The sequence below is a fragment of the Tateyamaria sp. GN1-10 genome (genome assembly GCF_055693845.1).
The window spans coordinates 3176584-3189335 of record NZ_JBVFUR010000004.1 but is presented as its reverse complement, the minus strand read 5'-3'; the positions used below and the strand labels follow the sequence as shown (position 1 = coordinate 3189335).

At 59.4% G+C, this 12752-nt stretch carries 12 protein-coding genes and 1 pseudogene; 7 read left to right on the top strand and 6 right to left on the bottom strand.

Annotated features, from left to right (window positions below; all coding sequences use genetic code 11):
* Positions 1-36 precede the first annotated feature (36 nt).
* A complete protein-coding gene (locus ACZ1HN_RS17865) occupies positions 37-1068 on the bottom strand; it encodes a LacI family DNA-binding transcriptional regulator (RefSeq protein ID WP_299207551.1) in 1032 nt (343 codons plus the stop codon).
* Between the two features lie 127 nt (positions 1069-1195).
* Between ACZ1HN_RS17865 and ACZ1HN_RS17860 the strand changes: the two genes are divergently transcribed.
* The 7 genes from ACZ1HN_RS17860 to ACZ1HN_RS17830 all read left to right on the top strand — a co-directional run bounded on the left by ACZ1HN_RS17860 (position 1196) and on the right by ACZ1HN_RS17830 (position 8657).
* Positions 1196-2722, top strand: coding sequence for a sugar ABC transporter ATP-binding protein (locus tag ACZ1HN_RS17860; protein ID WP_472728460.1), 1527 nt, complete (start codon positions 1196-1198; stop codon positions 2720-2722).
* A complete protein-coding gene (locus tag ACZ1HN_RS17855; RefSeq protein WP_299598347.1) occupies positions 2709-3731 on the top strand; it encodes an ABC transporter permease in 1023 nt (340 codons plus the stop codon). The genes ACZ1HN_RS17860 and ACZ1HN_RS17855 overlap by 14 nt, the downstream gene beginning before the upstream one ends.
* 26 nt (positions 3732-3757) lie before the next feature.
* Positions 3758-4798 carry a substrate-binding domain-containing protein gene (locus tag ACZ1HN_RS17850; protein WP_299742713.1) on the top strand — a complete coding sequence of 347 codons (1041 nt, stop codon included), beginning with the start codon at positions 3758-3760 and terminating at the stop codon, positions 4796-4798.
* Between the two features lie 105 nt (positions 4799-4903).
* Complete coding sequence (locus ACZ1HN_RS17845) at positions 4904-5665, top strand: ATP-binding cassette domain-containing protein (RefSeq protein WP_299742711.1); 762 nt, start codon at positions 4904-4906, stop codon at positions 5663-5665.
* Positions 5662-6789 (top strand): ABC transporter permease, encoded by a 1128-nt coding sequence (locus tag ACZ1HN_RS17840; protein ID WP_299207566.1) that lies wholly within the window; start codon positions 5662-5664, stop codon positions 6787-6789. Before ACZ1HN_RS17845 ends, ACZ1HN_RS17840 begins: the two co-directional genes overlap by 4 nt.
* Positions 6790-6876: 87 nt before the next feature.
* Positions 6877-8022: a substrate-binding domain-containing protein gene (locus tag ACZ1HN_RS17835; RefSeq protein ID WP_472728459.1), complete on the top strand. Its 1146-nt coding sequence runs from the start codon at positions 6877-6879 to the stop codon at positions 8020-8022.
* Between the two features lie 185 nt (positions 8023-8207).
* Positions 8208-8657 carry a methylated-DNA--[protein]-cysteine S-methyltransferase gene (locus ACZ1HN_RS17830; RefSeq protein WP_472728458.1) on the top strand — a complete coding sequence of 150 codons (450 nt, stop codon included), beginning with the start codon at positions 8208-8210 and terminating at the stop codon, positions 8655-8657.
* On the opposite strand, the gene ACZ1HN_RS17825 is transcribed toward ACZ1HN_RS17830, so the two are convergent.
* The 5 genes and pseudogenes from ACZ1HN_RS17825 to fsa form a co-directional block, all read right to left on the bottom strand.
* Positions 8654-9343: a CDP-alcohol phosphatidyltransferase family protein gene (locus tag ACZ1HN_RS17825; protein ID WP_299207575.1), complete on the bottom strand. Its 690-nt coding sequence runs from the start codon at positions 9341-9343 to the stop codon at positions 8654-8656. The two genes, ACZ1HN_RS17830 and ACZ1HN_RS17825, sit on opposite strands and share 4 nt — an antisense overlap.
* 101 nt (positions 9344-9444) lie before the next feature.
* Entirely contained in the window at positions 9445-10026 is a 582-nt protein-coding gene (locus tag ACZ1HN_RS17820; RefSeq protein ID WP_472728457.1) for a cytochrome P460 family protein, read from the bottom strand.
* A gap of 116 nt (positions 10027-10142) precedes the next feature.
* Positions 10143-11061, bottom strand: a pseudogene (locus ACZ1HN_RS17815) (tyrosine recombinase XerC).
* The gene (locus ACZ1HN_RS17810; protein ID WP_472728456.1) at positions 11058-11765 is read right to left on the bottom strand and encodes a DUF484 family protein; all 708 of its coding nucleotides are present in this window, start codon (positions 11763-11765) and stop codon (positions 11058-11060) included. The pseudogene ACZ1HN_RS17815 and the gene ACZ1HN_RS17810 overlap by 4 nt, the downstream one beginning before the upstream one ends.
* A 283-nt stretch (positions 11766-12048) precedes the next feature.
* Complete coding sequence (gene fsa, locus ACZ1HN_RS17805) at positions 12049-12702, bottom strand: fructose-6-phosphate aldolase (protein WP_299207586.1); 654 nt, start codon at positions 12700-12702, stop codon at positions 12049-12051.
* Between the last annotated feature and the right edge of the window lie 50 nt (positions 12703-12752).

Here is a 12752-nt window from a genome sequence, read left to right as displayed (position 1 = left end):
GGCATTCAGCGAATACCCGTGCCGTAAAATGTCGCGCTAAACCCCGCTGTTGCGAACCGTCGATCCGGGGATCAGGCGAAAGCCAATATCGGTGCAGCTCGGTACGGGTTCGTCCGTCAGGCGCCCCATCATCATCTCGGCCGCTTTCTGGCCGAGCTTCAGATGTGACACGTGGCAAGAGGTGAGGCGCCGGTTCATCACCGATGCAATCGGCAGGTCACCCCATCCGGCAATACCAATGTCATCCGGCACCGATAGCCCCTTGGCCGCGCAATACTGCAAACCGCCAAATGCCATCGCGTCGTTCTGATAAAAGATGCACTCGATATCGCGGGCCGCGGCCAGCAACTGCTCTGTCCCGTAAAAGCCCGGGTAGTAGGTGGCTGTATCATGCAGACAAAGCTGCTTTACCACTGCTCCGCCGGCACCCTCGACCGCCTTGCAGAAGCCATTCAGTCGCTCAGTTGCCGCGTTCGCGGTGTCATGCGACGTCCCCACATAGCCAATGTTCTGATAGCCAAGCGATGTCAGGTAGCGCCCCATATCAAAACCGCTGTCGAAGTGGTTGATGCCCACGCTCATGTCGAGGGGGCTGGAGTTCAAATCCCAAATCTCGACCACAGGAATACCCGCGTTCCGCAACATGTCCGTCGCGCGGGGCGAGTGGTAGCGACCGGTCAGAATGAGGCCCGCCGGTTGCCACGACAAAACTGTCCTGATCCAGTTTTCTTCCTCTTGCTGGGTGTGCTGCGTGAGCCCCAGAACGGATTGGTATCCAAAGGTACCCAACTTGCGGTCGATCCCTTCGAGGACCTGGGCAAAAACCTCGTTTCCCAAATCCGGGATCGACACGCCGATAAAGGTCGAGTTCTGATCGCCCGCAAACACGGTTGCCAAACGATTCGGTAGGTAGCCAAGGACGTCGACCTGCTCCATCACCTTGACACGCGTTTTTTCCGAATACCCACCTTCACCACGCAAAACCCGGCTGGCAGTCATCTTCGACACACCTGCGGCCTGTGCGACCTCAGATAGGCTTACTTTGTTGTTCTTACTGCTCTTTTCCACGTTTCGCGCCATCTTACGTTACGGGTAACTTAAGCCTTGACAGAGCGTGTGCTCTGACCTGATGCTAGCGGAATGTTACGGGTAACTCAACGGGGAGGTTGGGGCCCGGCACCCCGGAGGAGACGCCATGCCAGACCTGCAGACAGGTTTGTTTTTCGACAGCATCGACAAGCATTTTGGCGGCACCTATGCGCTCAAGGATGTTTCGTTGACCGTGGGTCGGGGCGAAATCGTGGCCCTTCTGGGAGAAAACGGTGCAGGCAAGTCGACTCTGATCAAAGTGCTTGGTGGCATCCATACGGCAGACGCTGGTCGCGTGTTGATTGATGGTGAGCCGTACCAGCACAAACCAGCAGGGTTTGGCGAGCGGCAGAAGGTGGCCTTCATCCACCAGGATCTTGGCCTGATCGAATGGATGACGGTGGCTGAAAACATCGGCCTCGCTCTGGGCTTCTCTCGCAAGAATGGGCTGATCCGTTGGAAAGACGTCGAACACTTTGCCGTGGAAGCGCTCCGCAAGGTGGATGCCGAATTTGATCCGACCGCGCGGGTTGAAGACCTGACACGGACCGAGAAATCGCTGGTGGCGATTGCCCGCGCGCTGGCCGTGGACAGCGAGTTTCTGGTTTTGGACGAACCCACCGCATCGCTGCCCGCGGATGAGGTGGAACGGCTGTTCGCGGCCATCCGGCCCCTGCGGGAAAAGGGCGTCGGGATGATCTATGTGTCCCACCGCTTGGACGAGATTTTCCAGATTGCAGACCGCGTGGCAGTGTTGCGCGACGGTGCGATGGTGGGCGTGCGCAGCATCGACCACACCACGCCCGAAGAGCTGGTGCAGAAAATTGTAGGCCGCAAGACCCGTGAAACAGTCAAGGCGACGGATGCTATTGGTGAAGCGGTGCTGTCCCTGCGCAACTTCGAAGTGGCGGGGATGCAAAAACTGGATTTCGATCTGCAAAAGAACGAGGTACTGGGCCTTGTGGGCCTGCGTGGTGCAGGGCACGAGGCCATCTCGCGTGCCCTCTTTGGACTTGTGCCCTTTGATGGAGAGGTGACGCTGGGTGGGGTGCAACCCGACCTGTCGAACCCGCAGAAAGCGCTGCATTCCGGCGTCGGGCTGGTCGCCAAGGACCGGACCGAAGAGTCCGTCGCCATGAGCCTTTCGATCCGGGAAAACACCTTTCTCAACCCCGATGGGATTGGCCGCAAACTGCTCAACATGCTGTCCCCGAGGGTCGAGGCCGAACAGGCCGCCATCATCGGGGCCGAGTTGGGCCTGTCACCGAATGATCCGACCCTCGCGATCGAGGCGCTGTCTGGCGGCAACCAACAGAAGGTCGTCATTGGCCGCTGGCTTGCCACCAAGCGCAAACTTCTGATCTGCGAGGATCCGACGGCGGGTGTGGATGTGGGGGCCAAATCCGAGATCTATGCACTTCTTAACCGGGCGCTTGGTGACGGGGTCGCGATCCTGATCATGTCCACCGATTTTGAAGAGATCGCCTCAATTTGCCACCGGGCCATCGTGTTTAGCCAAGGGGCGATTGTCGATGAACTCAGCGGCACACGGCTGACAACTGAAAATCTGATCCAGTCGGCTTCGGCCGGGAATATCAAGACAGAAGGGGGCGGTGCGAATGCAGTCGCTTGAATCCAGCGCACTCGAGCCGACCAAGGCCGAACTCAAAGGACTGCCCATGGGCAAGCGTCTGATGCGGTTCCTGCCGGTCTACGGTCTGGTCATTCTGACAGTGTTCCTGATTGGCCTGTTCTCGGTCCTGTTGCCCAATACGTTCCCGACGATGCTGAACCTGCGCTCCATCATCTCGGACAAAGCAATCATCGCGCTTTTGTCGCTTGGGGCGATGATCCCCATGGCAGCGGGGCGGATCGACCTGACCGTGGGCTACGGTATCGTTCTGTGGCACATCCTTGCCATCAGCCTGCAAACCATGCTGGGCCTTCCGTGGCCCATAGCCGTTGCGATTGTGCTTCTGCTGGGGGCATTGACCGGGTTCCTGAATGGGCTGCTGGTTGAGGTCGCCAAGATTGACAGTTTCATCGCGACGCTGGGCACCGGTACAGTGCTTTATGCGCTGGCGCTGTGGCACACGGGCGGTCGGCAGATGGTGGGGCTGTTGCCCGACGGGTTCTATGCCCTGAACACCACCTTCGTCTTTGGCCTGCCCATCACCGCATACTACCTGGTCGTGATCACGGTCGTGATGTGGATCGTCCTCGAATACACGCCTGTGGGTCGGTACCTTTATGCCATTGGTGCGAACCAGCGGGCAGCACAGCTGAACGGCATTCCCACGCGGAAATACGTGATTGGCGCCTTTGTCGCGTCCGGCTCCATGACCGCTCTGGCCGGTGTGCTACTGGCCGCGAAACTGCGGATCGGACAGGCGTCGGTGGGGCTCGAGTTCCTGCTGCCCGCGCTCGTTGGGGCCTTCCTGGGCTCAACCACGATCAAACCCGGACGGGTCAATGTCTGGGGCACCGTTGTGGGTGTCGTCATTCTGGCCGTGGGTATTTCAGGCATTCAACAATTCGGCGGCTCCTTCTGGGTCGAGCCGCTTTTTAACGGAGTTACCCTGCTGGTTGCCATCGGCATCGCAGGATACGCACAGCGCAAAAAAGGTGCAGACAAGCGCTGAGCACAAAATTGCAAAGGGAGGAAACTATGCAAAAACGTACATTCATGGCCGGGTTGATGGCCACGACAATGATGACTGCCGTGCCGGTACTGGCAGCAGATTGGGATGGCCCAACCACCGGACCCGCAGCGGCGGACGGCAAATCCATCGTTGTCGTTGCAGGTGATTTGAAAAACGGCGGTATCCTGGGCGTGACCACAGGTGTTGAAGAGGCAGCAGCGAAAATCGGTTGGGAAGTTCGCGTGCTGGACGGCGCCGGTTCTATTCAGGGTCGTACAGCCGCGATTGGTCAAGCGCTGGCGCTGAAGGCCGACGGCATCATCATCAACGGCTTTGACGCCGTGGAACAGCAGGCCGCCTTGGAAGGCGTGGTGGCCGCAGACGTACCTATGGTCGCGTGGCACTCGGGCCCAAAAATTGGTTGCGACGCGCCTGGTGGTATCTTTGCCAACGTGTCGACCGACGCTATGACAGTGTCCGAAGTGGCCGCCGAATGGGCCATCCAAGACGGCGGCGAGGATATCGGTGTCGTGATCTTCACCGACTCCACCTACCAGATCGCCATCGACAAGGCGGACCGGTTGAAGGAAACGGTCGAGGCTGCGGGCGGCAAGGTCCTGGAATATGTGGACACTCCTATTGCCGATACATCCACCCGCATGGGCCCGCTGACCACATCGCTGCTGCAAAAATACGGTGACAGCTGGACACACGCACTGGCCATCAATGACCTGTATTTTGACTTCATGGGACCATCGCTGGCCGCTGCGGGCCTTGCGCCTGATGCAGGCCCGCAAGCCGGTTCTGCTGGCGACGGATCAGAGGCTGCGTTCCAGCGTATCCGGTCCAACGGCTATCAAGCCATCACCGTGGCCGAGCCTCTGAACCTGCAAGGCTGGCAACTGGTGGACGAGCTGAACCGCGCCATCCAGGGCGAGGCGTGCTCGGGCTATGTCACGTCACCTGCGCTTGTGACGCCTGAAGGTTTGGCCAAGTTGGGCGACAGCAACCAGTTCGACCCCGACATCCCCTACCGGGACGCTTACGCCACGATCTGGGGCAAATAGTTCTCCCCCGCGGGGTCGGACGGCAAGGTCTGGCCCCGCACCTTAATCCGAATATTTTGGGCGCGTGCGCAGCCCGATCTATCCGAGCCACCGGAGGAAAGAGATATGGCTGATACGCCACTCGTGCAGATGCGCGGAATAACCAAACGGTTCGGCGGCGTGACCGCGCTGCAGAATGTCGACCTGAGCGCCTATGCGGGCGAAGTGCTGGCGATCGTCGGCGACAACGGCGCCGGGAAGTCGACCCTGATAAAGGTGCTGACAGGCGTCTACCAGCCGACCGAGGGCGACATCTATATCGACGGCGAAAAAGTCGAGTTCTCCAACCACGCAGACGCAGCTAGGGCAGGGATCGACGCCGTCTATCAAACGCTGGCCCTGGCCGACCACCTTGATCCCGCCGCCAACATGTTCCTGGGCAATGAACTGACCAAGAAAGTGTTCGGCATCACCGTGCTCGACAACAAGAAGATGCGGTCAGAAACCGAACGGGTCCTGATGGAGCGTCTGGGCGTGCGCCTGAAATCACTGGATGCACCGACCGACAGTCTGTCAGGCGGTCAACGCCAGGCCGTGGCCATTGCACGCGCAGTCTATCACGAGGGGCTGCGGGTTCTGGTCATGGACGAACCCACTGCCGCCTTGGGTCCGCAGGAAACCGCGCGGACCCTGAAATTGATCAAGGCACTGAAAGCCCAAGGCTTGGCGGTGATCCTGATCAGCCACTCGCTTGATGATGTGTTCGAGGTTGCGGACCGTGTTCACGTGCAGCGCCGCGGCCAATGCGTGGGCGTGGCACTCACCGCTGAAAGCTCGACCCAGGAAGTGTTGGGCATGATCGTTGGTGCCAAGGAGGACGCCGCATGAACACCGCAGTTGACACAGACTACAAGCCACCGCTGAGCGAACGGCTTGAGCCGTACATGGCGGTCATCGCGCCGATGGCAATGATTGCCGCCATCTTTCTGTTCATGGCCGTAGCGTCGCCCGATCGGTTCTATCGGATCAGCAATCTTGAGCTGATCCTACAGGACGCGGCCCTCTATATGCCGATGGCGATGGCGATGACCTTTGTCATCACCCAACGCGGCATTGACCTTTCCGTTGGGTCGGTGGCCGTGCTTTCGGCCATCATCATGGCGTTTCTGGTCAAGCAATATGGGTTTTCGATCTACGTCGGTATTCCTATTGCGCTGACCATCGGGGCCCTTCTGGGCCTGATCAACGGTCTGGTGATCACGCGCTTTAACGTGCCTGATTTGATCGGCACACTGGCAATGGACCTTGTCTACAAAGGTCTTGCGCTGCTGTTGGCCAAAGGTCTGGTTCTGGCACGTTTCCCCGACATCCTGACGGAAATGGGTCGTGGTCAGACGCCGTTCTTCATCCCCACACCGGCGGTGATCGGCATTCTGACCATGGTGGCGGGTTACTACATCCTGCAGCGCACGCATTTTGGCCGCTACACGGTCGCCATCGGCTCCAGCCCGGAATCGGCGGAACTGACAGGCATCGGCGTGAAGCGTCACAAGGTCTATGCCTATGTGTTGTGCGGAGCCTGCGCCGCGCTTGCGGGTCTGATGCTGACCGGCAAACAGAACGCCATTCAGGCGACGATGGCACCGTTCTTCAATCTGCACGTCATCGCGGCGGTGGTTGTGGGGGGCACATCCCTGTTCGGTGGCCGCGCGTCCATCATCGGATCGTTCTCAGGCGTGCTGCTGCTTGCCATGATGCTGAACGCTTTGGTGACGCTGCGCATCGAGTTTTTCTGGCAGCCGGTGGCGTCGGGCTTTGTGATCATCAGCTCGGTCGCGCTCTATGCCTGGATCCAGAAGAAGGACCGTGATGGGGCAGGCGGCTGGTTCGCCGATCTCAAAACATCGGAAGGTCAGAAATTGGTGCGCTTTTCTGCGCTACTGATCGGCGCCCTGATAGCTCTTTTAGCTATCGGAGGCGTCTTTGCCGGGGATATCGCACCAAGCGGATAAACCGGCCAATGCGGGGTGGCCAGGCCGAGGGTGCAGCCCCGACCTGGCCGATTTGGCCCCGCTCTCATTGCAAAGGGAGGAACCAAGATGAGATTTTTAGCAACCACAGCCCTCGTGGCAACAGCGATGGCCGGAATGGCACTGGCCGACGGCCATGCAACCCTGCCGCTGAAGGAACTGCCGGATATCGCAGACCGTGACCACTGGGTGCCTGACGAGGTGAACGCCGAAGGCAAGCTGGAAGCCATGCAAGCCGTCGTTGGCGGCGAAGCGGTGAAGTTCAGCGGAACGCAGGACGCACCCATTCAGATCGCGCTGATCTACCCTTCGTCCGACACTTCGGACTTCTGGGCGCGCAACTATCTGGCGATGACCAAGCGTCTCGACCAACTGGGCATTCAGTACGAAACAACCGAGTTTGCGTCACGCCAGATCGAACACTCGCTGCAAACGACCTATGCCAACCAGGTGGTGCTGGACAAAGACATCTATGACTATGTCGTCTTTGGCCCGTCGGAACTGGCCATTCAGGGCGACAACATCGCGAAGCTGGCGGCGGAAAAAGACGACCTGACAACATATGTCTGGGCGTTCCACACACCGCTGAAAGAGCTTGAGCATCAGCCAGCGGCCTGGTTCGACTTCTCGTCCGCTGCCGGTGCCCTGACCATGTGCGACTACATGATCGGGCGCTTGGGCGAAGGCGTGACCATGGCGATGAACCGCGGCATCCCCGGAATCACCGACAACCAGCGTTCAGGTGATTTCAAAGCCTGCGTCGAAGAAAAGGCGGGCTGGACCACGGTGTATGAACATTATGGCGAGTATCAGCGCGAAGGTGGTTTTGCCGGCACATCGCTGATCCTGCAGTCGTATCCGGAAGCCACGATCATCCACAACGCGAACACCGCGATGGCGATGGGCTCGGTTGAGGCGCAGGTTTCAGTTGGCAAAGAGAAGGAGATCTTCTCGACCGGTTGGGGCGGCACGGGCCTTGAGCTGGACGCCATTCGCCGTGGCGAGCTGGATGCGACACCGATGCGCATGGGTGACGACGTGGGTGCTGCTACAGCCGAAGCCATCAAGGCTGATCTTGAGGATCGCGCGGATGAGCTGCCCTTCGTCTTCCTGGGCCGGATCACCGTGGCCCATGATCAGATGAGCGCGGAAGAGATCGACGCGCTGGAACAGGAAGCGTTCCGCTTCTCCGGCGTTGGCGCGCTCAAGCGATAACAAGTCTCTGCGCCATCCCTTCTCGGGGTGGCGCGCACGTCTCACGTTGACGGCGTGTGGCCCATAGGGCGCATCTCCGCCTACCTACCTACCTACTCGCAACATACCAGGGTCAGTGCCCTCTAACGCGAGGTTTCCGCAAGCTTCGGATTGCGAGACGTCCCTGACTGCACCACATTACACACATGAAACAGGCGGACGTGCATACCCAATTCGGGGACCTGACAGTAACCGAGGATCAGGGCGCCATCATTCGCGTCTCATGGGGCGTGTCCGGCTGCGCCGACCGGTCCGAGGCGCTGGATGCCGCGGTCGCGCAACTGCAAGCCTATGATGCCGGTGAGTTGGAGACATTCGATCTGCCAATCGCCGTGCGCGGCTCGCAACTGCAGCGGGATGTCTGCGCCGAGATGTCCAAGATCCCCTTTGGCCAAACCATCACTTATGGCGACATTGCCAAGACGCTTGGAGTGCCGGCACAGGCAATCGGTCAGGCCTGCGGCGGCAATCCCATCCCCATCATCATTCCCTGCCACCGCGTCATGGGCGCAAAAGGGCTGACCGGGTTTTCCGGGGCAGGCGGGGTTGAAACCAAGGTGGCCTTTCTGCGCCACGAGGGCGGTTTCCTTATCTAGCGTTGCGGGATCAGCTGCTGCGCCATCCCGGCAAAAACCAGATACAGTGACGTGATCACCAACCCCCAATGCGCCCAGCTTTCTGGGTGGAAGTCGACCCAGGCCGCCCAACCGGCAAAGAAGGTCCACGCCAGCGCCATTGGCAAGCTTAACCAACGCCAGCGTTCGGTGCGCACCGGGTGGATGAACTTGATCGGCAGGAACATTCCGACAGCCAGCACGCTCACCAGCGCCAGCGAGACCCAGAAATTCGGCTCAAGGGCAAAGATGACCAGCACAACCATGTTCCAGCACCCCGGAAAGCCCGAGAACGAATTGTCCTTTGTTTTCATGCGGGTGTCGGCAAAATACATGGCCGAAGCAAAGGTGATCAGAATGATGGCCACCCAGCCGGTCCAGCCTGCCATCAGGCCGGATGCAAACAGCGCAAAGGCCGGGATGAAAACGTAAGTCAAATAGTCGATGATCAGATCAAGCAAAACGCCGTCAAACTCGGGCGCATTGGTTTTGACGTTGTATTTTCGGGCAAGGGGGCCGTCGATACCATCCACAAAAAAGGCCACGACAAGCCACAGGAACATTAGGTCCCATTTCGCCTCGACGGCAGCCAGCATGGCCAGCATTGCGAACACGGCGCCGGTGGCCGTCAGAAGGTGAACGCTCAACGCGCGCATTTGCAGTGTCATTTGCCTGTCATGCTGCATGATGCGCAGGGTTGCAAATGCAAAACCGCGCCGAAGGGGTCGGCGCGGTCAGGTGCAAGGCCAAAAAATAGCCCGTGTGCCGGCTACTGGCCCAGGCGCACTTCTTCGAGCGGGTAACCCAGATAGTCCTGCGCTTCCCAGCCTGCGTGACAGTCATGGCAAAAGCTCTGCTTGACCTTCATCACCTTGCCGTTGGGTTGCAGCCCGGCATAAAGCCATCCGGCGGTGTCGGGCGCTTCATCTGTACCCACCTTGGTCATGATGAACAGCGGGCCAGGGCGCGCGGCTTTCTTCTTGATCGAAACAGTGATCGACTCCTTGGCCAGGATCGACCCCACCGGCATTTCAAAGCCTTCTTCCTCGAACTTCAGATATTGTTCGGCGGCCACGTCATTGGCAAATGTGTTCAGCAGGCGGTTGCCATGCGGTCCAGCCACGGCCGGACGCGATGCCGTTGCCGCCCAACTGCGATAATTGGTGCCTATCTCGTCACCTTCCTTGGCATAGCCGGTTGCCATCTTCGCCTGAAGGCAGTCGTAAAGCACGCCGATCTGATCCTCTGTCAGGTCAAAAGCGTCCTCGACGGTAATGGCTGTACATTCTTCTGCGCTGGCTGCCCCAGCAGTGATCGCAAAAACGGCTGCGTATGTTAGCTTGCGTAGCATGTTCCGCGTCCCCTCCGTGTTGGTTTTGTATGCCACGGCATGCTGACGGAAGGACGGCCCCGCGCATAGCCTAGGCGCGATCACCTTTTATGCACATTACCGTGAGGGTGGGGCGCCTACGCCTTCGGATGGGCCTTGGCGTAGACTTCCATCAGCCGAACCGTATCGACCGCCGTGTATGCTTGCGTGGTCGAGAGCGACGCGTGGCCCAGCAGTTCCTGAATCGCGCGCAGATCGCCGCCCGCATTCAACAGATGCGTGGCAAAGCTGTGGCGCATGGCGTGAGGTGTCGCACTGGCTGGCAGACCCAATTGCATGCGGGCATTGGCCATCACCTTCTGAATGGCGCGCGGGGCCAAGGCCCCCCGCGCACAGCGCGAAAAAGTGGTCCGTCAGCGGGCAGGTCATAAGGACAGGCGGACATGTACGCCTCAACAGCGTCACGGGCCGCATCAATCACCGGCACAATCCGTTCCTTGCCGCCTTTACCCACAATGCGCAGGACTTGGGGCAGGGGCGCTTGACCTGCCATCAGGGACAAGGCCTCGGATATGCGCAATCCGCAGCCCCAAAGCAGGGTCAGAACAGCGGTATCTCGTATTCCGATCCACGGCTTGTCCGATTGCAGGGGGGTGATGTCCAACAACTCGCGCGCCGCCGACTCGTCCAGCGGGCGCGGTAGCTTTTGGTAAATTTCGGGGCTCGCGTACTCAGCACCGCAGTGGGTTCAAAGCCTTCCCGCGCAGCCAACCACTTGTAGAACGCTTTGACTGCCGACAGCTTGCGCGCCAGCGACCGCGCGCCGACTCCGCCCGCGCGTGTGCGGGCCATCCATGCACGCATGTCGCGTGTGTCAATACGCGCCAAGGCCCCAAGGCCCTGTGTCTGTCCCGAATGCTCGGTCATGAAAGCAAGGAATTCGGTGATGTCATTGCCATAGGCCGTGACGGTGTTCTCAGCCGCCCCCTTGATCGCACGTTGATGCGCCAGAAAACCTTCCAGCGCGTCGCGGGCGGCGGGGGAAATCAGGCTCATCCCAACCAGCGCCGCATGGCTCGCTCGAACACGCCGGTAAAAAAGGCCAGAAGGTCAGTGCCTTGCTGGGGGCCAAACATGTGGGGGTCCTCGGCGCCCATCACCAGAAGGCCGGGCAGGCGGCCATCGCCAAAGTCAAGTTTCAGACACGCCTCGGACCGGATCCAGGTTGCGTCATCGCCGTAGATCTCTGGGTCAGCATCCTGCACTTGGCGCAGGGTGACTTGGCGCACATTGCCGCCGCGTCCGTCGGTCAAGTAGTCGTCGATGAAACCGGGTTCCGCCACGCTCAGGACTTCGCCCAGTCGTTGGACGGCCGGATCACTGTCGTTCTGCACGGATTCGAGCACCAGTTTGACGGCATCCACCCGCAGGATTTCAGCCACTTCCCCACCCAGATCGCGCAGGAAGGGTTCGAATTCCATCGGATCCAACATCCGCAGAATGGCGCGGTGAATCTGGTTGGTCCCGGCCAGGTTTTCATAGGCGGCAGCAATGACCGAACGGTGCGTATCCTCAAGACGGTCCAATCGCGCCTCAAGCCGTTCCATCGCCAGTCCACGCAGATCGACAATGTTGCCACCCATCGCACGTTCGTTCGCGGCGATCAGGGCATGCATCAAATCCTTGTCGTCCAGAATGACGTCCGGACGCGTAATGATCGCCTCTCGCAGGGCGTCGTCAATCTTGGGCTGGCTGCTCATACCGTACCTGTTCTTTTTCTTGGCCGCTTCCATAACACAGCGGATTCGCGAAATCTGCCCTGAACTTGGAATAATTGTTCAGAAGGCAGCGTTATGTTGCCAAGTGACGCTACGACTGGGGAAGGGGCACGATTTTCTCCCCGTGAACGGGAATTTTTGTCCGTCCATATCCGCCCCATGGAACACACACGCGAAGCCACCACTCACGGATCCGGACCCGGGATTTTTCCCTTGGAACCGGATGCGCTTCGGGTGATGCTGAGACGGGCCAGAGAGATCTGAGTTAAAGGATCTTCTGACCCGTCTTGGCCCAATCCTTCATGAAGGCATCAAGGCCAGCATTTGTCAGTGGGTGGTTTGCCAACTTCTTGATCACATCCGGGGGCGACGTGATGACGTCGGCACCGATCTTGGCACAGTCCTGAATGTGGTTCACCGACCGGATCGATGCCGCAAGGATTTCCGTTTCGAACCCGTAGTTGTCGTAGATTGTGCGAATGTCTTCGATCAGCTCAAGACCGTCGATGTGGATGTCGTCCAGCCGTCCGATGAAAGGAGAGATGAAGCTGGCACCGGCCTTTGCCGCCAGCAGCGCCTGGTTGGCCGAGAAGCAGAGCGTGACATTGACCATCTTGCCTTCGCCCGACAGTACTTTGCAGGCCTTCAGCCCGTCCCATGTCAGCGGCAGCTTGACGGTGATGTTTTCAGCGATCTCGGCCAATTTGCGCCCCTCAGCGATCATCGCGTCGGCTTCCAGCGCGACCACTTCCGCGCTCACCGGCCCGTCAACCAGATCACAGATTTCCTTGGTCACTTCCAGAATGTCGCGCCCTGATTTCAGGATCAGCGAAGGGTTCGTGGTGACACCGTCGACCATTCCAAGGTCGTTGAGTTCTGCGATGGCATCAATCTCGGCAGTATCTACGAAGAATTTCATGTGCGGTCCCCTTGATGGCTTGGCGTTTGCTTGTGATGGCTTTACCTCAT